This window comes from Cryobacterium sp. BB307, assembly GCF_012274275.1.
In the GTDB taxonomy this organism is placed as follows: Bacteria; Actinomycetota; Actinomycetes; order Actinomycetales; family Microbacteriaceae; genus Terrimesophilobacter.
On the sequence record NZ_JAANZA010000001.1, the window covers coordinates 601,830 to 625,239 of the forward strand.

22 protein-coding genes are annotated in these 23,410 nt (G+C 68.3%); 13 read left to right on the forward strand and 9 right to left on the reverse strand.

Translation table 11 applies throughout. The features are described from left to right. Nucleotides 1-58 precede the first annotated feature (58 nt). The 4 genes from HGK58_RS03000 (at nucleotide 59) to HGK58_RS03015 (ending at nucleotide 5,039) form a co-directional block, all read left to right on the forward strand. A complete protein-coding gene (locus HGK58_RS03000; RefSeq protein ID WP_168626045.1) occupies nucleotides 59-2,383 on the forward strand; it encodes a hypothetical protein in 2,325 nt (774 codons plus the stop codon). Nucleotides 2,384-2,425: 42 nt separating this feature from the next. Continuing rightward, on the forward strand, nucleotides 2,426-3,712 hold the full coding sequence (locus tag HGK58_RS03005) for an adenylosuccinate synthase (RefSeq protein WP_168626046.1): 1,287 nt from the start codon (nucleotides 2,426-2,428) through the stop codon (nucleotides 3,710-3,712). A gap of 96 nt (nucleotides 3,713-3,808) precedes the next feature. After that, nucleotides 3,809-4,729, forward strand: coding sequence for a DMT family transporter (locus HGK58_RS03010; RefSeq protein WP_349236114.1), 921 nt, complete (start codon nucleotides 3,809-3,811; stop codon nucleotides 4,727-4,729). Nucleotides 4,730-4,739: 10 nt separating this feature from the next. Then, complete coding sequence (locus tag HGK58_RS03015; protein ID WP_168626047.1) at nucleotides 4,740-5,039, forward strand: chorismate mutase; 300 nt, start codon at nucleotides 4,740-4,742, stop codon at nucleotides 5,037-5,039. Nucleotides 5,040-5,141: 102 nt separating this feature from the next. On the opposite strand, the gene purL is transcribed toward HGK58_RS03015, so the two are convergent. The 5 genes from purL to HGK58_RS03040 form a co-directional block, all read right to left on the reverse strand. Next, nucleotides 5,142-7,403: a phosphoribosylformylglycinamidine synthase subunit PurL gene (gene purL, locus HGK58_RS03020; RefSeq protein WP_168626048.1), complete on the reverse strand. Its 2,262-nt coding sequence runs from the start codon at nucleotides 7,401-7,403 to the stop codon at nucleotides 5,142-5,144. Between the two features lie 39 nt (nucleotides 7,404-7,442). Beyond that, the gene (purQ, locus tag HGK58_RS03025) at nucleotides 7,443-8,141 is read right to left on the reverse strand and encodes a phosphoribosylformylglycinamidine synthase subunit PurQ (RefSeq protein ID WP_168626049.1); all 699 of its coding nucleotides are present in this window, start codon (nucleotides 8,139-8,141) and stop codon (nucleotides 7,443-7,445) included. Then, on the reverse strand, nucleotides 8,141-8,434 hold the full coding sequence (gene purS, locus HGK58_RS03030) for a phosphoribosylformylglycinamidine synthase subunit PurS (RefSeq protein ID WP_168626050.1): 294 nt from the start codon (nucleotides 8,432-8,434) through the stop codon (nucleotides 8,141-8,143). Before purS ends, purQ begins: the two co-directional genes overlap by 1 nt. A 78-nt stretch (nucleotides 8,435-8,512) precedes the next feature. Continuing rightward, nucleotides 8,513-9,436, reverse strand: coding sequence for an arginine deiminase-related protein (locus HGK58_RS03035; protein WP_168626051.1), 924 nt, complete (start codon nucleotides 9,434-9,436; stop codon nucleotides 8,513-8,515). Further along, the gene (locus tag HGK58_RS03040) at nucleotides 9,433-10,464 is read right to left on the reverse strand and encodes an ornithine cyclodeaminase (RefSeq protein WP_168626052.1); all 1,032 of its coding nucleotides are present in this window, start codon (nucleotides 10,462-10,464) and stop codon (nucleotides 9,433-9,435) included. Before HGK58_RS03040 ends, HGK58_RS03035 begins: the two co-directional genes overlap by 4 nt. Before the next feature lie 132 nt (nucleotides 10,465-10,596). Between HGK58_RS03040 and HGK58_RS03045 the strand changes: the two genes are divergently transcribed. Beyond that, nucleotides 10,597-11,028 carry an Lrp/AsnC family transcriptional regulator gene (locus tag HGK58_RS03045; protein ID WP_168626053.1) on the forward strand — a complete coding sequence of 144 codons (432 nt, stop codon included), beginning with the start codon at nucleotides 10,597-10,599 and terminating at the stop codon, nucleotides 11,026-11,028. 57 nt (nucleotides 11,029-11,085) lie between these two features. Further along, nucleotides 11,086-12,555 carry a DHA2 family efflux MFS transporter permease subunit gene (locus tag HGK58_RS03050; protein ID WP_168626054.1) on the forward strand — a complete coding sequence of 490 codons (1,470 nt, stop codon included), beginning with the start codon at nucleotides 11,086-11,088 and terminating at the stop codon, nucleotides 12,553-12,555. Between the two features lie 3 nt (nucleotides 12,556-12,558). On the opposite strand, the gene HGK58_RS03055 is transcribed toward HGK58_RS03050, so the two are convergent. Continuing rightward, the gene (locus HGK58_RS03055) at nucleotides 12,559-13,434 is read right to left on the reverse strand and encodes a VOC family protein (protein WP_168626055.1); all 876 of its coding nucleotides are present in this window, start codon (nucleotides 13,432-13,434) and stop codon (nucleotides 12,559-12,561) included. A gap of 207 nt (nucleotides 13,435-13,641) precedes the next feature. After that, complete coding sequence (locus tag HGK58_RS03060) at nucleotides 13,642-14,496, reverse strand: phosphoribosylaminoimidazolesuccinocarboxamide synthase (protein ID WP_349236115.1); 855 nt, start codon at nucleotides 14,494-14,496, stop codon at nucleotides 13,642-13,644. A 74-nt stretch (nucleotides 14,497-14,570) separates the two neighbouring features. Here HGK58_RS03060 and HGK58_RS03065 point away from each other — a divergent pair, with 74 nt between their 5' ends. Beyond that, nucleotides 14,571-15,728 (forward strand): CoA transferase, encoded by a 1,158-nt coding sequence (locus HGK58_RS03065; RefSeq protein WP_168626057.1) that lies wholly within the window; start codon nucleotides 14,571-14,573, stop codon nucleotides 15,726-15,728. Nucleotides 15,729-15,748: 20 nt separating this feature from the next. After that, nucleotides 15,749-16,915, forward strand: coding sequence for an acyl-CoA dehydrogenase family protein (locus HGK58_RS03070; protein WP_168626058.1), 1,167 nt, complete (start codon nucleotides 15,749-15,751; stop codon nucleotides 16,913-16,915). Between the two features lie 133 nt (nucleotides 16,916-17,048). Here HGK58_RS03070 and purD read toward each other — a convergent pair whose 3' ends face one another. Continuing rightward, complete coding sequence (gene purD / locus HGK58_RS03075; RefSeq protein WP_168626059.1) at nucleotides 17,049-18,302, reverse strand: phosphoribosylamine--glycine ligase; 1,254 nt, start codon at nucleotides 18,300-18,302, stop codon at nucleotides 17,049-17,051. Between the two features lie 59 nt (nucleotides 18,303-18,361). Between purD and HGK58_RS03080 the strand changes: the two genes are divergently transcribed. The 4 genes from HGK58_RS03080 to purM all read left to right on the forward strand — a co-directional run bounded on the left by HGK58_RS03080 (nucleotide 18,362) and on the right by purM (nucleotide 21,897). After that, on the forward strand, nucleotides 18,362-18,745 hold the full coding sequence (locus tag HGK58_RS03080) for a sterol carrier family protein (protein WP_168626060.1): 384 nt from the start codon (nucleotides 18,362-18,364) through the stop codon (nucleotides 18,743-18,745). A 93-nt stretch (nucleotides 18,746-18,838) separates the two neighbouring features. After that, entirely contained in the window at nucleotides 18,839-19,222 is a 384-nt protein-coding gene (locus HGK58_RS03085) for a hypothetical protein (protein WP_168626061.1), read from the forward strand. A gap of 48 nt (nucleotides 19,223-19,270) precedes the next feature. Continuing rightward, nucleotides 19,271-20,806, forward strand: a complete 1,536-nt coding sequence (gene purF / locus HGK58_RS03090; protein WP_168626865.1) for an amidophosphoribosyltransferase — start codon at nucleotides 19,271-19,273, stop codon at nucleotides 20,804-20,806. After that, the gene (purM, locus tag HGK58_RS03095; protein ID WP_168626062.1) at nucleotides 20,803-21,897 is read left to right on the forward strand and encodes a phosphoribosylformylglycinamidine cyclo-ligase; all 1,095 of its coding nucleotides are present in this window, start codon (nucleotides 20,803-20,805) and stop codon (nucleotides 21,895-21,897) included. The genes purF and purM overlap by 4 nt, the downstream gene beginning before the upstream one ends. 22 nt (nucleotides 21,898-21,919) lie before the next feature. Here the strand turns inward: purM and HGK58_RS03100 are convergent, their stop codons facing one another. Next, nucleotides 21,920-22,102 carry a DUF3073 domain-containing protein gene (locus tag HGK58_RS03100; protein WP_168626063.1) on the reverse strand — a complete coding sequence of 61 codons (183 nt, stop codon included), beginning with the start codon at nucleotides 22,100-22,102 and terminating at the stop codon, nucleotides 21,920-21,922. Nucleotides 22,103-22,231: 129 nt separating this feature from the next. On the opposite strand from HGK58_RS03100, the gene HGK58_RS03105 reads away from it, so the two are divergent. After that, nucleotides 22,232-23,326, forward strand: coding sequence for an NAD(P)-binding domain-containing protein (locus tag HGK58_RS03105; protein ID WP_168626064.1), 1,095 nt, complete (start codon nucleotides 22,232-22,234; stop codon nucleotides 23,324-23,326). The last annotated feature ends 84 nt before the right edge of the window (nucleotides 23,327-23,410 follow it).

Consider the following 23,410-nt stretch of genomic DNA (forward strand, 5'->3'; position numbering starts at 1 on the left):
GAGCAATAGCCGAACACCATGAACTGAGCACTCGTCGCCGGATTAGTGTGTTCGCACCATGGCGTTACTGTTCGGCGCGCCGCGACTTCCCAGCCGCTTCGTGACGCGAGACCGGATCAACGGGCTGCTCGCGGGGAGCGCCGCACTGATCGTCGTCAGAGCGCCGGCGGGCAGCGGCAAGACGGTCGCGGTCGCCGACTGGCTGCGAACGGTGGAGGACGTCGACCGGCTCTGGCTGGAGGCAACCGATCAGCACACCTTCTGGATGTCGTTCGCGGAGCAGCTCGAGGCATCCGGCGTCCTGAACGCGAAGGCACCGGGCACCCAGGAGCGAGCCAGGCGCCTGGTCGGGCGCGCACTGGCGCACCTGAAGTCGGAGCTGCTGGTTGTCATCGACCGGGCGGAGCGCATCGATGCGACGGATGCTGTGCCATACCTGCTCCGCGCCTTGGCCGGCAGCCGCCGACTGCGCGTGGTCGCGCTTACGAGGCGCCGGGCCAGCAGCGAGGTCCACGCGCTCCAGGCCGCGGTCGACCATGAGGTGATCACCGGAGAGGACCTGGCGTTCACCCGATCGGAGACAGAGGCGCTCGCCGCCGCGCACGGTGTGGTCGCGTCGCCCGAAAGCGTGGCGACGCTGCATCGTGTGGCCGGCGGGGCGGTCGGGCTGATCGTGCGGCTGCTGCCGGAGCTCGCATCCGGTGAGCCGGAGATCGCCGACCGCCTCGAGCGTGCGGCTGGGGAGGTGCTCCTGCAGGACGTCCCGGATGCGTTGAGCCACCCGCTCGCCAGCGCGAACATCGCCGACGTGCTGAGCGTCGAGCTGGTCCGGCAGCTCACGGGCCGCTCCGACGCCCGCGAACTGCTCATCGAGGCGGAGGAGCGTGGACTCGGGGCGTGGCGCGGCGAGGACGGGCCGACGGATGCGTTCACGCTCGTCCCGCCGGTCAGCCGCGAGCTGTGGCGGCGACGGCCGGACACGCATCCGGAGCGGGGCGCGCAGGTCGCGGACGCGGTCGCCTGGCTCGCCGCCAACGGGCAGGGGGCCGCCGCGGTGCGGACGGCACTCCGAAACGGCGACCTCGCGCTCGCGAACGAGGTGTTGTGGCCGGACTGGCCGTGGCTCGTCGACACGCCGCCGGATCACGCGCAGCTCGTCGCGCTCACCAGAAGGTTCCCGCCGGGCGAGCTGCGCCGGTACCCGCTGCTCGGGATGCTGACCGCCCTCGGCCTTGCGGCGGGCCATGGCGGTCGGGTGCGAGCCGCCGAGCTGTTCGCACTGGCCGACTTGACCTCGCGCGTCGGGCGACGGCAGCACCAGGCCGCCGAAGACTTCGCCATCCGAGCGCTGGAGAGCGCAGCGGCCCGTCTTGCCCATCGGACGTCGTTGTCGGTCACTCTCGCCGAGCGAGCACTCGAGGCCAGCCGTGCCGTCCCGCCGGTGGAACGCCCCGCGAGCTCGGCCGCCTACCCGTTCCTGCTCGCCCAGGTCGGCACGTCGCTCCTGAAGGCCGGACGCCCAGGCGACGCGCTCGTGGTGTTCCAGGAGGCGAACCGTCACGACGGCCCGATCGGAGCACGGTTCCACTCCGGCGCACTCGAGGCGGGGACGCTGGCGATCGTCGGCGAGATGCCGCAGGTCGATCCCGCGCTCGACCGCCTTCGCGCGCTCGGCGCGCCGGAGCTCTTCGCCGACCTCGAGTTCGCGACCTTCGCCCAGCTGGCTCGCGGCTACCAAGCGCTCGAAGAGCTGGATGCGGATGCCGGCGGCCTGGCGCTCGACCCCCTCGAGCAGCACCTGGCCGACTCGGAACACTGGGCGGAGGTGATGACTCTCCGGGCTCTCCTTGCGTTCGCGGCGCACCAGACCCGGGCGGCCGAAGGCGTGCTCGAGCGCGCCGCCAGCGTCCGGCATCCAGCGGTCTCGGCGCACGACTCTGGCGCTGTGGCGGCGGCGCGGGGGTTGTTGGCTCTTGCGAACGGCCACTCCACCGTCGCCGAGAAGACCCTGGCGGCCGCCCCGGATACCGCCGCCGTGTGGCTGGCGCGCATCCGGCTGGAGCTGACGCGGGGCGATCCGGGGGAGGCGAACCGAATCACCGGTCGGGTTCACCCGGCGGAGCTTGGGGCGCGGCAGCGTGCGTGGGCGCTCGTGCTCGGCGCGGAGGTCGCGAGGCGAGTGGGCCAGTTTTCCCTCGCGAGCTCCCGGTTCGAGCATGCGGTGCTGCTGGCTGCGGATCGCCGGTTGCGCTCGCCGTTCCTGCTGATGCCGCGCGCAGAGCTGCTCGCGCTGTGCGAGCTGGTGCCGCCCGCGGGCGTCCGCGGGGGTGCCGAATTGTTGGCGCCGGTCGTCAGCGGCCGGCGGACACTGGCTGGCCGGTAGACTGAATAGTCGTTCCCCCTAGTCGAGTGAAGGGATCCTCGCATGCCCGCAATCGTCCTGATCGGAGCTCAGTGGGGTGATGAGGGCAAAGGAAAGGCGACTGACCTGCTCGGCAGCCGCATCGACTACGTCGTCAAGTTCAACGGAGGCAACAACGCCGGCCACACCGTAGTGATCGGCGACCAGAAGTACGCCCTGCACCTGCTGCCATCGGGCATCCTGACCGACGGCGTTGTGCCGGTGATCTCGAATGGCGTCGTGATCGACCTTGCGGTGCTGTTCGATGAGCTCGACACCCTGAGTTCGCGGGGTGTCGACGTCTCGCGGCTGCGGGTGAGCGCCAACGCGCACGTCATCACCAGCTACCACCGCACCCTCGACAAGGTCACCGAGCGCTTCCTCGGCAAGCGCCAGATCGGCACCACCGGGCGCGGCATCGGCCCGACCTACGCTGACAAGATCAACCGGCTCGGCATCCGGATCCAGGACCTCTTCGACGAGAACATCCTGCGCCAGAAGGTCGAGGGTGCGCTGTTCCAGAAGAACCAGCTGCTGACCAAGGTGTACAACCGCCGCGCCGTTGGCATCGACGAGATCGTCGACGACCTGTTGAGCTACGTCGATCGGCTGCGGCCGATGGTCGGCGACACCGCGCTCGAGCTGAGCCGGGCGCTCGACGACGGCAAGACGGTGCTGTTCGAGGGTGGTCAGGCGACCATGCTCGACGTGGACCACGGCACCTACCCGTTCGTCACCTCGTCGAACGCGACGTCGGGTGGTGCTGCGACCGGATCCGGCATCGCGCCGAACCGGATGGAGCGGGTCATCGGAGTGGTGAAGGCGTACACGACGCGCGTTGGCGCGGGACCGTTCCCCACCGAGCTGTTCGACGAGTGGGGCGACTTCCTGGTCGACAACGGGGCAGAGTTCGGCACGACCACCGGCCGCCGCCGCCGCGCGGGCTGGTTCGACGCGCCGATCGCGCGCTACTCGCAGCGCATCAACGGGGTTACCGACTTCGTGCTGACCAAGCTGGACGTGCTCACCGGGCTGGAGAAGATCCCGGTGTGCGTCGCGTACGAGGTCGACGGCGTGCGCGTGGACGAGATGCCGGTCTCGCAGAGCGACTTCCACCACGCCAAGCCGATCTACGAGGACCTGCCCGGCTGGAGCGAGGACATCACCGGTATCCGGGACTTCGACGACCTGCCGAAGAACGCGCAGGACTACGTGCTGCGGATCGAGGAGCTGAGCGGCGAGCGTATCTCTGCGATCGGGGTCGGCCCCGGCCGTGAGGCGATCGTAGTGCGGCACGACCTGCTCGGCTGAGCGCCGCTCGCTGCGCCCCACCTCCGTTGAGTCGGGAGTAGTTGCCCTTTGGGCACCCGCACCCGGATGTCGGTCGTGGGTACTACAGTTCCGGAAGTGAAACAGAAGCTCTCCGACTCCGTCGTACTCATCCAGTTCCTCGCGGCGGCGCTCGTCTGGGGCTCAAGCTTCCTGTTCATGAAGGTCGCCCTCGACGGCGTGAGCTTCGGCCAGATCGCATGGTCACGCGAGATCCTCGGCGCGCTCACGCTCGGCCTGATCATGCTCATCGGCCGGCACACTCTGCCGCGCGATCCGGTGATCTACCTCCACTTCGTCGTCATCGCGACGACCAACTGCGTCATCCCGCACCTGCTGTTCGCGTGGGCTGAGCAGCACATCTCATCCGGACTCGCCGCCATCTACAACTCGCTCACCCCGATCGCCACGGCGGTCCTCGCCGCGCTGGTCTTCAAGGTGGAGAAGCTCCGGCGGGCGCAGATCGCGGGCGTGCTGCTGGGCATCGTCGGTGTTGTCGTGATCATCGCACCATGGACCTTCACCGACATCAGCGCCGACTTCTGGGGGCAGTTGGCGTGCATCGGCGCCGCCGTCTCATACGGGGTCGCTATCGGCTACCTGCGCAAGTTCATCACCCACCGGCCGATCTCCGGCACGACGGTCGCGTTCATGAACATCGGCACGGCCGCCGTCATCATGCTGCTGCTCACCCCGTTCCTCGCCCTCGGCCCGGTCGAGCTGAGCTTCCCCGTCGTCGGGAGCCTGATCGCGCTGGGCGCGCTCGGCACCGGCCTCGCCTACATCTGGAACCTGTCGGTGCTGCGCGCGTGGGGCCCGACGCCGTCATCGACGGTCACCTACCTCATCCCGGTCGTGGCGGTGGTGCTCGGGGTGCTCGTGCTGCAGGAGACCCTGCACTGGCACGAACCGGTCGGCGCGGTGCTGGTGCTCATCGGCATCCTGGTCACCCAGAACCGGATAGTGTTCCGTGGGCGTACACGGATCGACCGGCACTAACCTGAAATGTATGGCTGACGAGAACCCCGCGGAAGAACTGGCTGCCCTCAGGCAGAGCATCGACAACATCGACGCGGCGCTCGTGCACCTGCTCGCCGAGCGGTTCAAGGCCACCCAGCAGGTCGGCCGACTGAAGGCGACCCACGGGCTGCCGCCGTCCGACCCCGAGCGGGAGCGCGTGCAGATCGCACGCTTGCGCAGCCTCGCCGTCGACGCGCGCCTGGACCCCGCATTCGCCGAGAAGTGGTTCAACTTCGTGGTGGCGGAGGTCATCCACCACCACGAGCAACTCGCGAGCGGCTCCGAGTAGCGGTTAACCCGTTTCAAGGAGATTCGGGTGCAGATGGCTCCGGATGCTTGCAGACAGCAGGCAAGAGGGGCGGATCTCCTTGAGACGGGTTAAGGAACGGGGTTAGAGGGCCAGCGACCGGTGGGTGGCGCGCAGGTCCTCGACCGGCACCGTGAACAGGTCCTGCAGCTCGAGCGTGCCGGATGTCGCATCCGTCACTCCGATGCGCGCGACGGTGTAGCCGCGTCCTTCGCACAGCCCGCGGAATCGCACGTCGTCCTCGCGCGGCACGCTCACCAGCACCCGACCGGTCGACTCGCTGAACAGCGCGGTCGCGACGTCGATGCCGTCGCGGTCGAGCAGTTCGTCGAGCACCACACGCGCGCCGACACCGAAGCGCAGCACGCACTCGGCGATGGCCTGCGCCAGTCCGCCGTCGGACAGGTCGTGGGCCGCCGAGATGAGCGACTCCTGGGCACCTGCGGCGAGCAGTCCCGCAAGACGCTGCTCGGCCTCCAGGTCGACCTTCGGCGGACGACCGCCGAGGTGGTCGTGAATGGTGCCGGCCCACGCTGAGCCGTCCAGCTCGAGCGCTGTGGTGCCGAGCAGGTAGATGTTTTCGCCGTCGTCCTGCCAGCCCGACGGGACGCGCCTCGCGACGTCATCGATGACGCCGAGCACCGCGACGACCGGGGTCGGGTGGATCGGCGAGTCGCCGGTCTGGTTGTAGAACGACACGTTGCCGCCGGTGACCGGGATCTCGAGCTCCAGGCAGCCGTCGGCCAGCCCCTCCACCGCGCGGGAGAACTGCCACATCACCTCGGGGTTCTCCGGGCTGCCGAAGTTCAGACAGTCGGAGACCGCTGCCGGCACCGCGCCGGTGACCGCAACGTTCCGGTACGCCTCGGCGAGGGCCAGGCGGGCGCCCTCGTAGGGGTCGAGCTGCGCGTACCGGCCGTTCGCATCCGCCGCGATCGCGAAGCCGAGACCGCTCGACTCGTCGACGCGGACCATGCCGCCGTCATCCGGCACCGCGAGGGCGGTGTTGCCGCCGACGTACCGGTCGTACTGGTCGGTGATCCAGTGCTTCGAAGCCAGGTTGGGGCTGCCGAGGAGGGTCAAGAACTGTTCACGCAACTGGTCAGGGTCGCTGGTCCGGGGGAGCGCGGATGCGCTGTCCGCCTGGAGCGCGTCGATCCAGCTCGGGTAGGCGACCGGGCGCTCGTAGACCGGGGAGTCGACGGCGACGGTGCGCGGGTCGACGTTGACGATCTCCTCGCCGTGCCAGTCGATGACGAGCCGGCCGGTGTCGGTGACCTCGCCGAGCACGCTGGTCTCGACATCCCACTTCGCGGTGACCGCGAGGAACTGCTCGAGCTTGTCGGGCTGCACGATCGCCATCATGCGCTCCTGGCTCTCCGACATGAGGATCTCCTCAGGCGTGAGCGTGGGGTCGCGCAGCAGCACCCGGTCGAGCTCGATGTACATGCCACCGTCGCCGTTGGCCGCGAGCTCGGAGGTCGCGCAGCTGATGCCGGCGGCGCCGAGGTCCTGGATGCCCTGGACCAGGTCGCCCGCGAACAGCTCGAGGCAGCACTCGATGAGCACCTTCTCGGCAAAGGGGTCACCCACCTGCACGGCCGGACGTTTCGTCGGCCCGCCCTCGCTGAAGGTGTCGGATGCCAGGATCGACGCGCCGCCGATGCCATCACCGCCGGTGCGCGCGCCGAACAGCACGACCTTGTTGCCCGCGCCGCGCGCGTTCGCGAGGTGCAGGTCCTCGTGCCGGAGCACGCCGACCGCGAGCGCGTTGACGAGGGGGTTGTCCTGGTAGACCGAGTCGAAGTAGGTCTCGCCGCCGATGTTGGGCAGGCCGAGGGAGTTGCCGTACGAGCTGATGCCACGCACGACGCCATGCACGACACGCGCGGTGTCGGGGTGGTCGATCGCCCCGAACCGCAACTGGTCCATGACAGCGACCGGCCGGGCTCCCATCGAGATGATGTCGCGCACGATGCCGCCGACACCGGTCGCGGCGCCCTGGAACGGTTCGATGAACGACGGGTGGTTGTGGCTCTCCACCTTGAAGGTGACGGCCCAGCCTTCGCCGATGTCGATTACTCCGGCGTTCTCACCCATCCCGACGAGCAGGTTCTGCTTCATCTTCGGCGTGACCTTCTGGCCGAACTGGCGCAGGTAGATCTTGGAGCTCTTGTACGAGCAGTGCTCGCTCCACATCACCGAGTACATCGCCAGCTCACCGCTCGTCGGGCGGCGGCCGAGCAGGTCGCGGATGCGCTGGTACTCGTCGGGCTTGAGCCCGAGAGCGTCGTACGGTTGGTCGTGTTCGGGGGTGGAAATCGCGTTGGCGACTGTATCGGTCACACAGGCTCCAGGTTCGTAGGCGGGGTGAGCCCCGTCGGCTCAGGCGGAGAGCAGGGAGCGCTCGATGACGCTCGCGAAGAAGGTGAGGCCGTCGGTGCCGTTGCGCATGGCAAGCGCGGTGTCAGGGCCGAAGCCCTCCTCTACCGCGTGCTCCGGATGCGGCATCAAACCGACGACATTGCCGCGCTCATTGCTGACGCCCGCGATGTCGTTCATGGATCCGTTCGGGTTCACCTCCAGGTAGCGGAACACGACACGGCCTTCGCCCTCAAGCTCGTCCAGGGTCCCGCGCGAGGCGATGAAGCCACCCTCGCCGTTCTTCAGCGGGATGGTGATCTCGTCACCGGCGGCAAAGCCGTTGGTCCAGTCGGTCGACGCGTTCTCGACGCGCAGCTTCTGGTCGCGGCAGACGAAGTTGCCGCCCTCGTTGCGCACCAGTCCACCCGGAAGCAGCTTGGCCTCGGTGAGCATCTGGAAGCCGTTGCAGATGCCCAGCACCGGCATGCCCTTGTTCGCCGCGTCGATCACTTCGCTCATGATCGGCGAGAAGCTCGCGATCGCGCCGCAGCGCAGGTAGTCCCCGTAGCTGAAGCCGCCGGGCAGCACGAGTGCGTCGACGCCGTGCAGGTCGTGCTCCCCGTGCCAGAGGGCGACCGGTTCCGCGCCTGCGATTCGGATGGCGCGCTGGGCGTCACGGTCGTCGAGCGAGCCGGGGAACGTGATGACACCGATGCGCATCAGTGGGTCTCCCCCGCGACGCCGGCGGAACTGCTGGTGATCTCCACGTCGTGGAAGCGCACGCCCACGACATCCTCGATCACCGAGTTCGACAGCATGGTCTCCGCGAGCTCCCGTGCCTCGTCGAGGGCGGCCTCGTCGGCCGGTCCGTCGATGGTGAGCTCGAAGCGCTTGCCGATGCGCACGCCGGTGAAGCGGCTCTTGCCGAGTCGCGCGAGGGCGCCGGCCACGGCTTTGCCTTGTGGGTCGAGCAGTTCAGCCTTGGGCATGACGTCGACGACGATGATGGGCACGAATGACTCCTGGGCCTTGGTGTTCCACCATTCTACCCGCGCCCCCATCCGCGGGCTCTCAGTAAGCGAGCCGGTCAGTCAGCGGCGCGGCAGGTGCACGCCCGCGATCATGCAGCGCACGGAACCACCCGCGAGTTCGGCGGTCGGCACGGGCACGGCGACGATATCGCTGCTCGCTTCGATGATGCCGAGCTGCTCGGGCGTGAGGCTGTCGCGCGCGCGCGTCGACAGCGCGAGCACTCGGCCAGCGCTCCCGGTCAGCTCGATCGCATTGCCCGCGAACTCGTGCAGTTGGGTGCGTGTGAGCTCGATGACGGGGTGTCCGGATGCGGCGAGCCGGTCGAGCAGCTCGCCCCGGCGCCCGGCGTCCGGAATCACGTCCGGCACGACCAGCGCGTACTCGGTGGCGATCGTCATCATCACGTTGGTGTGGTAAATGGGCGTGCCGGTGGCGTCCACGGCGTCGAAGATGAACGGCTCGTAGCCGAAGTCGGCGCAGAACCGCAGCACGGCGCTGTCGTCAGCGCGCGGGGACCGCGCGACGTACGCGACCCGCTCTGCGTGGTCGAGCACGAGCGAGCCGGTGCCCTCGAGGAACACGTTCTCGCGCTCAAGTTCGCTGTAGTCGACGAGGCCGGTGACCCGGTACTGCTCCTGCAGTTCCTGGATGATGTCGGCACGGCGCTCGCCGCGGCGCTGCGGCGACCGCATCGGATACACGGCGATCCGGCCGTCTTCGTGAGTCGACAACCAGTTGTTCGGGAAGATTGCATCCGGCCGGTCCTCGCGCACGTCGTCGAAGAGATGCACGGTCACGCCCCGCGCGCGCAGTGCATCGGCGAGGGCGGTCGTCTCCGCGTACGCGCTTTCCGCGATCGCGGCCGGATCGTGCGCGTGGTCGGACTGGAACGCGTTGTCGAGCGCGGTGTCCTGGTTGACGAAGAAGTGGTGCGGGCGCACCATGACCACCGCAGCCGGGGCGGATGCGCCGGGCTCCGTCATGCCTGCTGCAGGCGCCTCGCCGAGACCTCGCCGAAGAGGTTCTTCGGGTCGGCCGGCTCGGCGACCAGGTCGATCTCGGTGAAGTAGTCGGTGCCCGCCAGCTGGTCGGACAGGAAGCGCAGCGCGGAGAAGTCCTCGATCGCGAAGCCGACCGAGTCGAACACCGTCACCTGTGCCGGGGCGACGCGACCCGGCTGGACCCCGGTCAGCACCTCCCACAGTTCGGTGACCCGGAAGTCGGCCGCGTGGTGCTGGATCTCGCCCTCGATGCGGCTCTGCTCGGTGTACTCGACGAAGACCTCGGCGCGATCCAGGATGGCCGGGTCGAGTTCGGTCTTGCCTGGGCAGTCGCCGCCGATCGCATTGATATGCATGCCCGGCGTCACGAGGTCGTCGGTGAGGATGATCGCGTTGCGCTTGTCCGCGGTGCACGTTGTCACGATGTCGGCACCGCTCACGGCCTCGGCCACGCTGGACGCGACGGTCACGGTGAAGCCGAGCCCGTCGATGTTCTCCACGAACTTCGCCGTCGCTTGGCGGTCGGTGTCGAAGACGCGCAGCTCCCGGATGCCCAGCGCGTCGCGGAAGGCGATCGCCTGGAACTCGGCCTGGGCGCCGGTTCCGATCATCGCCATGACCCGCGACTCGGGGCGTGCCAGCACCTTGGCGGCCATCGCCGAGGTGGCGGCGGTGCGGATCGCGGTGAGGATGGTCATCTCGGACAGGAGCACCGGATAGCCGGTGTGGACATCCGCGAGCAGGCCGAAGGCCGTGACGGTCTGCAGGCCCGCTCGCGGATTGCCCGGGTGGCCATTTACGTATTTGAAGGCGTAGGTCGTTCCGTCGCTGGTGGGCATGAGCTCGATGACGCCCACCGGCGAATGGGAGGCGACTCGCGGTGCGAGCTCGAAGCTGGGCCAGCGCCGGAAGTCGTGCTCGAGGTACTCGGTCAGGCCGGAGATCGCGGCCTCGACACCGGTCTCCGCAAGCCAGCGCGCCATGTTCTCGACGCCCACGAAGCGGACCATTTCGTACCTCCAGTTAGTTCGACTCAACAATATTGTTGGCGATCTGCAACAGCAATGAGCAAGCAGCCAGCAAACCGCACACTGAAGAATCACTCTGGTAAGCGTGAATAGGCATCCTGTAACCTCGGGTGCATGGCACAACTCGACGATCTCGACCGGCAGCTGATTTCCGCGCTCCGCGCCGACGGTCGGGAACCGGTGACGACCCTCGCCAAGCGGCTGGGAGTCAGCCGGGCGACGGTGACCAGCCGCATCGACCGGCTCGTCGATTCCGGTGTCGTCCTCGGCTTCACGGTGCGGGTTCGCGAGGAGGCGGAGGTCGACCAGCTCCGCGCCATCTCGCTCATCTCGGTCGAGGGCCGGTCGACGAACGCGGTCATCCATGAGCTGCGCGGCCTGCCTGAAGTGCACGCACTGTACTCCACAAACGGAGGCTGGGACCTGGTCGCGGAGCTGCGCGTCAGCAGCCTGCAGGACTTCGATCACCTGCTCGGCGACATCCGTTCCGTTGAAGGGGTGCTCAACAGCGAGACGAGCATCCTGCTCAGTTCGATGCTGCGCTGAGCCGTTCGATCGAGCGGTTTGGCGATCGCAGGATCACAACGTAGATTCGCGGAAGCGATGGACAGTTCACTCCGTCCGTGGCCGGCCCTGTGGGCGTTGGTCATCGGATTCTTCATGATTCTGGTCGACACCACGATCGTGTCGGTCGCGAACCCGAGCATCATGACGAGCCTCGGCACCGACATCAACTCGGTGATCTGGGTGACGAGCGCGTACCTCCTCGCGTACGCGGTGCCGCTGCTCATCACCGGCAGGCTCGGCGACCGATTCGGCCCGAAGCGTCTCTACCTGGCCGGGCTGGTGGCGTTCACGCTGGCCTCGGTGTGGTGCGGGCTGTCCGGTTCGATCGGGATGCTCATCGCCGCGCGTGTGTTCCAGGGCCTGGGGGCGGCGCTGATGACGCCGCAGACCATGGCGATCATCACCCGGATCTTCCCGCCCGATCGGCGCGGGGTCGCGATGGGCCTGTGGGGCGCTGTCGCTGGCATCGCCACCCTCGTCGGACCGATGCTCGGCGGCATCCTGGTCGACAGCCTCGGCTGGGAGTGGATCTTCTTCATCAACGTGCCGGTCGGCATCGTGGCGTTCCTGCTCGCGATCCGGTTCGTGCCGCGATTGCCCACCCACCAGCACCGGTTCGACATCATCGGCGTCGTGCTCAGCGCGCTCGGGATGTTCCTGCTGGTCTTCGGGCTGCAGGAGGGTGCGACCTACGACTGGGGCACGATCGTCGGCCCGATCACGGTGTGGGGTCTGATCGTCTCGGGAATCGTCGTGCTCGCGATCTTCGTGGTGTGGCAGGCGGTCAACAAGGGCGAGCCGCTGCTGCCGCTCAGCCTGTTCCGCGACCGCAACTTCTCGCTGGCGAGCGTCGCCATCTCGGTGACAGGGCTCTCGGTGACGACCATGTCGCTGCCGCTGATCTTCTACTTCCAGCTCGTGCTCGGCTACACCCCGACCCAGTCCGCGCTCATGATCGTGCCGATGGCGGTGATCTCCGGCGCGCTCGCTCCCATCGGCGGACGCCTCGCCGACCGGGTGAACCCCCGCAACCTGGCGTTCTTCGGCGCGACCCTGATGGGGCTCGCACTGGTCGCCTATTCACTGCTGATGCGCCCGGATGCCGAAGTGCTGCCCCTGCTGCTGCCCAGCGCGCTGCTCGGCGTCGCGAACGCGTTCATCTGGTCGCCGCTGTCGACGACCGCCACCCGCAACCTCCCGCAGCACCGCGCTGGCGCAGGATCCGGGGTCTATAACACCATGCGCCAGGTCGGAGCGGTGCTCGGCAGCGCGTCGATCGCAGCCATCATCAGCTATCGGTTGTCGGTGGAGCTGCCCGGCGCATCCGTCGACCTGGCGGCCGGCGAAGCGTTACCGGATGCCCTCCACGCCGGATTCAGCGCGGCCATGTCGCAGGCGATTCTGCTGCCAGCGTTCGCGTCGTTCGTCGGCGCGATCGTCGTGTTGTTCTTCGCGAAACCCGTGCAGACCATCGCTTGGGACGAGGGGTTGAACGTCCGGCGCTGAACGTCAGGCGTCGGCCGTGACGCGCACCAGGTTCGCCCACGGGTCGTCGAAGCGCACCTCGTTGCCGTCGTCCTTGAACTGCACGCCGCGCGCGCCGAGACGGTCGCTGAGGGCGCCGAGGTCATCCTTCGTGGGGACCGAGATGGACACCTCGCCGAGGCCGAGCGCGGGGGTGCGTGTGCCAGCACCAGAGGAGTGCCAGGTGTTCATGCCGAGGTGGTGGTGATAGCCGCCCGCGCTGACGAACAGGGCCTGCGTGCCGTACTCGATGGTGATCTCGAAGCCGACCGTGTCGACATAGAACTGCTTGGCTGTGGGGATGTCGCCGACCTTCAGGTGCACGTGGCCGACGTACGCGTCACCCTCGCTGGTCGCCTGAGCGATGCCCTGCTCGGTGAGGTTCTCCTGCAGGAAGCGGTTCGGGTCGAGGAAGACGGTGCCCATGTGGATGGAGCCGTTGTTCCACTGCCAGGTCGACGGGTCGGTGTCCCAGTACAGCTCGACGCCGTTGCCCTCGGGGTCGTCGAAGTAGAAGGCGTTGCTCACGAAGTGGTCGGATGACCCGGTGAAGGTCTGCGGGTACCTGCGGGCCACCGAGTACACGGATGCCGCGAGGTCGCTCTTGTTGTCGAACACGAAGGCCGTGTGGAAGAGGCCGGCAGCGGTCTCCGACGCGTGCTTGAGCTCGGGCGCGTACTGCAGCACGAGCGACGGCCGGCCGGGCCGACCGAGCACGGCGCTGTCGCCGTCCTGAGCCAGGAGGTCGAGGCCGACACCGAGTTGGTAGTAGGCGATCATGCGGTCGAGGTTCGCAACCTTGAGGGTCACCGCACCCATAGCGGTGCCCGCGGAGAGGATGTCCGGTGCTGTTGTAGTCATGGGCTCACTTCCTTGAACGTTCAACTATCGTACGGGACAACGCACGCGATGGCCAGAGCATTCCCGGGTCCGCAGGCTCGACCACCGGGAACGCGCCCGTTGCGGACATCCGCGCCCAGCGCACCTGGCGCGTGTGTCCGGAACACCCGCGGTCCGCCGGAACAGCGCGCGGATGACTCCTCCTCCACACACCCGCAGAGCGGCCTGTTACCCGGTCAAGCGCGTGATCAGCTCGCGGTACCGGTCCGCGGTCAGCCGCACGACGTCATCCGGCAGCCGCGGCGGCTCACCGTGCTGATCCCAGTTCGCCTTGAGCCAATCCCGCACGACCTGCTTGTCGAAGCTCACGCCGCGCTCGCCGCGCTGCCAGGCCGCAAGGTCCCAGTACCGGCTGCTGTCGGAGGTCAGCACCTCGTCGGCGAGCGTCACCGTGCCGTTGTCGTCGCCGAACTCGAACTTGGTGTCGGCGAGAATCAGCCCGCGATCCGCGGCGATCCCGGAGCTGAAACCAAACGTCGAAAGGGACAGGTCGCGCAGCCGGGAGGCCACCTTCTCGCCGACCAGCTCGACAGTGCGCTCGTAGGTGATGTTCTCGTCATGCAGGCCGAGTGGAGCCTTCCAGGCCGGGGTGTAGATCGGCTCCGGCAGGCGATCACCGTCGTTCAACCCCGCCGGCAATGGGACACCGCACACGCTCTGGCTGCGTGAGTACTCGACCCAGCCGCTGCCGGACAGGTACCCGCGCACTACACACTCGATCGGGTACATCTCGAGACGCTTCACGACCATGGCGCGACCCGCCACGGCATCCGGAACCTGCCCGCCCGCGCTGACGGCGGTCGAAGAGATGACGTGGTTCGGCAGGTCGAGCCGTTCGAACCACCACAGGCTGAGCGTCGTCAGCAAGGAGCCCTTGTCGGGAATGCCCGGCTCGAGCACGTGATCGAACGCGCTCACCCGGTCACTGGCAACCATCAGCAGGCCGGATGCGTCGGGCGACTCGTACAAGTCGCGCACCTTGCCCGAGTAGGCGAGCGTCCAGCCGTCCAGTTCCTGAGCCACCACCTCATTATTCACGCAGGCGGTGAGACATGACGGCGCAAACCGGGCATCCGGAGTCCTGAAATGATGGAGGGGTGACAGGAGTCGAGGGGCCGCTGGCCGGTGTGCGGGTCGCCGACTTCTCGCGCGTGCTGGCCGGGCCGTACGCGACCATGATGCTCGCCGACCTGGGGGCGGACGTCATCAAGATCGAATCGCCAGCGGGCGATGACACCCGCCACTGGGTGCCGCCGGTCGACGCGTCGGGCACCGGCACCTATTTCGCGAGCGTGAACCGCAACAAGCGGTCGGTCGTCTGCGACCTGCGCAGCGACGACGGGCGGCAGCGCGCGCTCGAGCTCGCGGTGGGTGCCGACATCGTGGTGGAGAACTTCCGGCCGGGCACCATGGAGTCGTTCGGCCTCGGCTACGACACCCTGCGCGCCCAAAACCCGCGACTTGTCTACGCGTCGATCACCGGCTTCGGTGCCGGTGCCGGCGCTGAGCTGCCCGGCTACGACCTGCTGGTGCAGGCGGTCGGCGGCCTGATGAGCATCACCGGAGAAGCGGATGGCGAGCCGACCAAGGCCGGAGTCGCACTCGTCGACGTGCTCACCGGGCTGAACGCGAGTGCCGGGATTCTCGCGGCGCTGCGTCACGCAGAGCGCACCGGCGGGGGCCAGCGGGTCGAGGTGAACCTGCTGTCATCGCTGCTGGCCGGGCTCGTGAACCAGGCGAGCAGCACCATCGCGACCGGCGTCTCGCCGCAGCGGATGGGCAACGCGCACCCGAGCATCGCACCGTACGAGACGCTGCACACCGCAGACGTCCCCATTGCGGTCGCCGTCGGCAACGACCGGCAATTCCGTGACCTCGTCACCGTGCTGGGCAGCCCGGCGCTCGCCGACGACCCGCGGTTCGCCGACAACGCGTCACGCGTCGCCAATCGCGGCCCGCTGCGCGAACAGCTCGAGCGTGGGCTGGCCGGCCGGCCCGCAGACGACTGGGTGTCACTGCTCACCGCCGCCCGCGTCCCGGCCGGTCGCGTCAACACCATCGCGGAGGCGTTCGCGCTCGCCGGCGAGCTGGGCCTCGGCAGCGTGATCGAGCTGACCGACGAAACCACCGGCGCCACCGTTCGACAGGTCGCCAACCCGCTGACGTTCTCCGTCACGCCGACCGGCTACCACCGTCCGCCGCCGACTCTTGGCGGGCATCCGGATGCCGACTGGCGCGCCGACCTCCCGAAATGACAACAATGATTGGGGCCGATATGGCTGACCTGACCACCGACCACCTCCTCGGTCTCGAGCTCATGATCAACGAGGAGGAGCTGGCCTGGCAGCAGAGGGCACGCACGTTCGCGCGCGAGCGGATCGAGCCGGTTATCGATGCCGACTTCGAGGATCGCCACTTCCGCAAGGAATTGGTGGCGGAGCTCGGTGCGGCTGGCTTCCTGGGGATGCACCTGACCGGTTACGGCGCGGCTGGCGCCAGCGCCGTCAGCTACGGCCTGGTCTGCCTGGAGCTCGAGGCGGCGGACAGCGCTTGGCGCACCCTCGTCTCTGTGCAGGGATCGCTCGCGATGTCGGCGATCTCGAAGTTCGGCTCCGACGAGCAGAAGCAGCAGTGGCTGCCGGGCATGGCCGCGGGCACCCTGATCGGATGCTTCGCGCTGACCGAACCGGCATCCGGCAGCGATCCAGCGTCGATGCAGACCCATGCGCGGCGCGACGGCGACGACTGGGTGCTCACCGGCGCCAAGCGCTGGATCGGACTCGCGAGCGAAGCGGATGTCGCGATCGTCTGGGCGGCGACCGACGACGGCGTGCGCGGCTTCGTCGTGCCGACCGACACCCCCGGCTTCCGGGCGGAGCCGATCGGCGGCAAGCTCTCGATGCGCGCCTCGGTGCAGTGCGACGTGTTCTTCGATGAGGTGCGGCTGCCGTCGACGGCGATGCTGCCGGATGCGCGTGGCCTGTCCGGTCCGTTCGGATGCCTGAACGAGGCGCGGTACGGCATCGCGTGGGGAGTCATGGGGGCAGCGCGCAGCTGCCTGGAGGCGGCGATCGACCGCTCGACGGTGCGTGAGGCGTTCGGAAAGCCGATCGGTGGTACCCAGCTGGTGCAGAAGAAGCTCGCCGACATGTTCCTCGAGTACGAGAAGGGTCTGCTGCTCGCGCTGCAGCTCGGCCGCCGCAAGGACGCGGGCACCCTCTCGATCGAGCAGATCAGCGTTGGCAAGCTCAACAACGTTCGCGAGGCCCAGAAGATCGCCCGCACGGCCCGCTCCATCCTCGGCGGGGACGGCATCACCGACGAGTTCCCGGTCATGCGTCACATGGCCAACCTCGAGGCGGTCGCGACCTACGAGGGCACCGACGAGATCCACACGCTCGTGATCGGCCGAGCGCTCACCGGCATCGCGGCCTACCGCTAGTCCCTGGGGTCGGTAATGGCCCCTCCGGGGCACCAGGAGGGCCTCATTTCGACCCCTCGCGCCGCGAGTTGCCCACTTTCGCCCCAGTTCCGGCCCGAAAGTGGGGCCGAAGTGGGCAACTGGGCGCCAGCTGCTATTCGTCGGCGACGCGGGATGCGATGTCGGTGCGGTACTGGCCGCCCTCCAGTTCGATCGCGTCGAGTGCCAGATACGCGCGCGAGCGAGCCTCGGTGAAGTCGCTGCCGAGGGCGACAACGTTCAACACGCGCCCACCGATGGCGATGAGCGTGTCATCAACGAGGGAGGTCGCGGCGTGCAGCACGTGCACGCCGTGGATCGCCTCTGCCGTCTCGATGCCGGTGATCGCGCGTCCGGTGGGGGCGCCCTCCGGATACCCCTCGCTGGCGAGCACAACGCTCAGAGCGACATCGTCCGAGAACTCGGGCAGCGGCATAGAACCCAGCCTTCCGGTCGCTGCCGCGAACAACAGTTCGCTGAGCGGCGTGACCAGGCGGGGCAGCACCACCTGGGTCTCCGGATCGCCGAAGCGCGCATTGAACTCGATTACGCGCACGCCCGCATCGGTCACGATGAGGCCGCAGTAGAGCAGTCCGATGAACGGTGTCTGCTCCTCGGCGAGCTGACGCACCGTCGGCAGCGCGACCGTCTCCACGATCTCGTCGACGAAACCATCCGGCAGCCACGGCAACGGCGAGTACGCGCCCATGCCGCCGGTGTTCGGCCCGCGGTCGTCGTCGAGCAGGCGCTTGTAGTCCTGCGCGGGTGCGAGCGGCAGCACGTTGTGTCCGTCGGACAGCACGAACAGCGAGACCTCCTGGCCGGCGAGGAACTCCTCCACCAGCACTGGTCCGTGCCCGAGCCAGTACTCGGCATGTGCGACAGCGGCCTCGCGGTCCTCGGTGACCAGCACACCCTTGCCCGCCGCGAGCCCGTCGGCCTTCACGACGTAGGGTGCGCCGAACTCGTCGAGCGCGGCAACCGCCTCCTCGAGGGTTCCGGATCTCGCCGCACGTCCGGTCGGCACCCCCGCGGCATCCATGATGCGCTTGGCGAACGCCTTGCTGCCCTCCAGCTCGGCCGCCGCCTTGCCCGGCCCGAACACGGCGATGCCGCGCTGACGGATGGCGTCGGCAACGCCAGCGACCAGCGGAGCCTCCGGACCGATCACCACTAACTCGATGTCATTGTCGAAGGCGAAGTCGGCGACGACCGCCGCATTCGTCGTGTCGAGCGCGATCACGGGCACAACCGCGGCGATGCCGGCGTTGCCGGGGGCCGCGATGAGCTCGTGGTCCGCTTCCTCGCTCACGAGGGAGGTGATGATGGCATGCTCGCGCGCGCCGGAGCCGATGACGAGGATTCGCACCCTGACAGGTTACCCGGCACGCTCTGGCGACTGTCGGGGCGCCCGTCTAGCGTTGAGGGATGACGAAAGGCAGAATCGTCGCGATCGTCGGCGAGGCGTCGATCCGCAAGGTACGCGAAGAAGGCGCGGGTGGCGACCGCGACGCGACGGCGATGGCGGTGCGCTACCTGCTGCAGCTGCTCGCCGACCGCGCACCGGGAAACTCGGTTGAAGTGCGCGTGCCACCGTACGGCGCAATCCAGTGCATCGAGGGCCCCGGCCACACGCGCGGCACCCCGCCGAACGTCGTCGAGACCGACCCGTCCACCTGGATCGCGCTCGCGACCGGTTCGCTGGCGTGGGACTCCGCGCTCGCGGAGGGCGCGGTATCGGCATCCGGTTCCCGCGCATCCACCGTGGCCGAGCAGCTGCCGCTGGACTGGGACACCAACCCGGTCACCTGAGGGGTCGTAAGCGGCCCCTCCCCGGCACAGGCAAGGCCGTTTCCTGACCCCGCGCGGGGACACGCACGGCCGGCCATGGGGGAGAATGGGGACGTGAGCGACGACAACCATGAGCAGGAGACGCCGACACCGGTGACCATCCGCCGGGCGCCCAAGGTCCCCGTGTTCCTCGTCGCCGGCGGCGCCCTCGGCCTCATCGTGACCCTGCTCCTGGTGTCGCTGTTCCCCGCGGACAAGGAGATCGGCTACACCGCGACCGTCGGATTCTTCAGCCTCTACGGCATTCCGATCGGCGTCGCTGTCGGTGCGATTGTCGCGCTCATCCTCGATCGGCGCGCCTCCAAGCGCGCGGGCACGGCCACGGCACGACACCTCGAGGTTCGTCCGGAAGCCGTCGCCGACGAACCGCAGGCCGCCCCGGCCAACGAAAACCCAGGTCCGGAGGCGGACGGGAGCGGCACAAGCTCCGCCCGATAAACTTGTGCTGCGCACGCACTCAAGCACCAAACGAAAGTGGGACCCGCATTGGCCGGTGGCGATGGCCGACTGAGTCACGACCTTCTCCCCGGGGAGAAGGGCCCACAGGATGCCTGCGGTGTCTTCGGAGTGTGGGCGCCCGGTGAGGAAGTCGCCAAGCTCAGCTACTTCGGCCTCTACGCGCTGCAGCATCGCGGCCAGGAGTCGGCCGGCATCGCCTCGAGCGATGGCACCAAAATCCTCGTCTACAAGGACATGGGCCTGGTCTCTCAGGTGTTCAACGAGAGCTCGCTCAACACGCTGACCGGGCATCTCGCGATCGGCCACACCCGCTACTCAACGACCGGATCCTCGAGCTGGCGAAACGCCCAGCCGACCCTCGGCCGCACCGTCAGCGGAACCGTCGCGCTCGGCCACAACGGCAATCTCACCAACACCGCCGAGCTGTTGCAGCTCGTGCACGAGCGGCATCCGGAGATCGACGGAGAACTGGCGCGCGGCAACACCACCGACACCGCGGTGGTCACGGCGCTGCTCGCCGGCGACCTCGACCACACGCTCGAGGCCACCGCGCTCGAGGTGCTGCCGCGACTGCGCGGCGCGTACTGCCTGGTTTTCATGGACGAGACCACCCTGTACGCCGCACGCGACCCTCAGGGCGTCCGCCCGCTCGTGCTCGGCCGGCTCGAACGCGGCTGGGTGGTCGCAAGCGAGACCGCGGCGCTCGACATCGTCGGCGCGAGCTTCGTTCGCGAGGTCGAACCGGGTGAGCTGATCGTGATCGACGAGAACGGGCTGCGCTCGAAACGGTTCGCCGAGACCCAGCGCGCCGGATGCGTGTTCGAGTACGTCTACCTGGCCCGTCCCGACACCACCATCGCCGGGCGCGGTGTCTACGAGTCCCGCGTCGAGATGGGCCGTCAGCTCGCGCGCGAGCACCCGGTGGAAGCGGACCTCGTCATCCCCACCCCGGAATCCGGCACGCCGGCCGCGATCGGGTACGCGGAAGGCTCAGGCATCCCCTACGGGCAGGGTCTTGTGAAGAACGCGTACGTCGGACGCACTTTCATCCAGCCATCCCAGACCATCAGACAGCGCGGCATCAAGCTCAAGCTGAACCCTCTCAAGGAAGTCATCAAGGGCAAGCGCCTGATCGTCGTGGACGACTCGATCGTGCGCGGGAACACTCAGCGTGCGCTCGTGGCGATGCTGCGCGAGGCCGGCGCGGCGGAGGTGCATGTGCGCATCTCGAGTCCGCCGATCACCTGGCCGTGCTTCTACGGCATCGACTTCGCGACCAGGGCCGAACTGCTCGCGACCGGGCTCGGCGTTGACGAGGTGCGGCAGGCCATCGGCGCCGACAGCCTTGGCTACCTGTCGGAGGACGGGATGATCGGAGCGACCCAGCAGCCGCGTGAGAGCCTCTGCACCGCGTGCTTCACCGGCAAGTATCCGATCCCGATCCCGGACTCCAACCTGCTTGGAAAGAACATGCTCGACCACTCCAACGGACTCGACCCCAGTCCCGACGCCGACCTCTCCGGACTGGTCTACGGCGACCCCGGCCGTCAGGAGGGCCCGTGAGCGACGCCTACGCCGAGGCCGGCGTCGACACGCATGCTGGCGACCTCGCGGTCGAATTGATGAAGGCATCCATCGCCCGCACCCACGGGCCGCAGGTGCTCGGCGGTGTCGGCGGGTTCGCCGGGCTGTTCGACGTCTCCGCGCTGCGCTCGTTCCGGCATCCGCTGCTCGCCACTTCGACCGACGGTGTCGGTACCAAGGTCGCGATCGCCCAGGCCCTCGACAAGCACGACACCATCGGCCAGGACTTGGTAGGCATGGTCGTCGATGACATCATCGTGGTCGGCGCGAAGCCGCTGTTCATGACCGACTACATCGCGTGCGGCAAGGTCGTCCCCACCCGGATCGCGCAGATCGTCGCCGGGATCGCGGATGCCTGCGCCGCCACCGGCACCGCGCTGGTCGGCGGGGAGACCGCGGAGCACCCTGGCCTGCTCGGCCCCGACGACTACGACGTCGCCGGCGCGGCTGTCGGCGCGGTGGAAGCGGATGCCGTGCTCGGCGCGGAACGGGTGCGCGCCGGCGACGTCGTGATCGCGCTCGAGTCCTCCGGGCTGCATTCGAACGGCTACTCGCTCGTGCGGCACATCCTGAAGCAGCGCGGTATCGGCTACTCGGACACGTCCGACGACCTCGGCGGTGTCGTCGGCGAGGTGCTCCTCGAGCCCACGCGCCTGTACACCGGAGCGCTCGCTCGGCTGCTGGATGGCACCGCAGGCGGGTCGGTGCACGCGCTCAGTCACGTCACGGGCGGCGGCATCGCCGCCAACCTCGCGCGCGTGCTGCCGGTCGGTTCCTGGGTGGAGGTCGACCGCTCGACCTGGACGCCGCATCCGGTGTTCCAGGTGCTGTCGGATTGGGCAGGTTCTACGCTTGCGAGCGCCGAGGGAACCTGGAACCTCGGCATCGGAATGTTCGCGATCGCGAGCCCGGATGCCGTCGATCAGGTCATCGCCGAACTCGACGGCCAGGGCATCCCCGGCTGGGTGGTCGGCGAAGTGTCGACGAGTGCGCGCGACCTCACGGGCTTCGAGCAGGGCGCCAAGGGTGTCGACGGGGGAGCCGTGCGGCTGGTCGGCAGCTACAGCTGAGAACGTGATCAGGGGTTAGGCGTCAGGCGCCCTTGTTCTGCTCCGACGTGTACTCGTCTTCGGTGGCGTAATCGGCCCACTTGTCGGCCTCGCCGCTCTGCCCTGCGAGTTCGCGCTCGAGCGCGTCGTAGTTCGTCTCGGGGCTGAAGTACTTCAGCTCACGCGCCACTTTGGTGTGCTTGGCCTTCTGGCGACCACGTCCCATTGGGTGACCCCCTCATGATTACAGGCTGAGCACGCTGAAGCTCAGAAAGTCTCTCCAAAACTAACTTCCAACTTTAGCATGCGGCCATTAGGGAAATCCCCGTCGGTCACGGACGGGTAACGTAATGTTATGCCCCCAATTCCGGCCAGGACATCCGTTGTCGTGATCGGTGCTGGGCAGGCAGGACTGTCCGTCTCCTACTACCTGAAACGGCTCGGTCTTGGGCCCGGCGTGGAGTTCGTCGTGCTCGATCGCGGGCCGGGAACCGGCGGGGCATGGCAGCACCGCTGGGAGGCGTTGCGCATCGGCTCGGCGCACCGCATCAACGACCTGCCCGGCATGGATGCGCTCGGCCTGTCCTTCGAGACGGCCGACCGCCAGCAGCCGGCGAAGTCGGTCGTCGCCGACTACTACCGGCAGTACGAGGACTATTACGAGCTCGCCGTGGTGCGCCCGGCATCCGTCAACGCGGTCTTCAATCGCGGCACCGAGCTGGTCGTCGCGTACGACGCCGGCGGGCAGCTCGGCGAGGTGGTGACGGATGTCGTGGTCAACGCGACAGGGACCTGGGGGTCGCCCTTCATCCCGTGGTACCCGGGGCTCGACAAGTTCGAGGGTCGCCTGGTGCACACGACCGACTACGAGTCCGCCGAGAACTTCCGGGGTCAGAGCGTCGCGGTCGTCGGTGGCGGCACCTCGGCGATCGGCTTCCTGATCGAACTGGAGAACGTGGCCGGTGAGCTGACCTGGGTGACCCGCCGACCGGTGGAGTTCCTCGACGAGGTGGAGCTCAGTCTCGAAGCCGGGGCATCGGCGGTTGCGCAACAGGACGAGGCGGCCCGGTCCGGGCGCGCGCTGCCCAGCATCGTGAGTGGCACCGGTGTTCCGCGGACCAGACGCATCCAGTCGGCGATCACCCGCGGTCTGCTCAAGGAGCGGCCGATGTTCACCGCGATCGAACCGGAGGGCGTGCGGTTCGAGGACGGCAGCTTCCAGAAGGTGGATGCGATCCTGTGGGCGACCGGGTTCCGTCCCGAGCTGCGGCACCTGTCGCCGCTGAAGCTGCGCGAGAAGGCCGGTGGGGTCACCGTTGGCGGGGGATCCTCCTGGAAGGATCCGCGGATCTTCTTCGCCGGCTACGGCCCCCAGGCGAGCACGATCGGGGCCAACCGGGCCGGACGGCAGATCGCTCGCCAGGTCGTGGCGCTGCTGTCCAACCTCTGACCTGCCTCCCGTTGTGCAGGACATTACCTGTTGTGCAGGAGATTCTGCTCCGGATGGGCCCGGATGCCTATGCAGAGGCGCCGG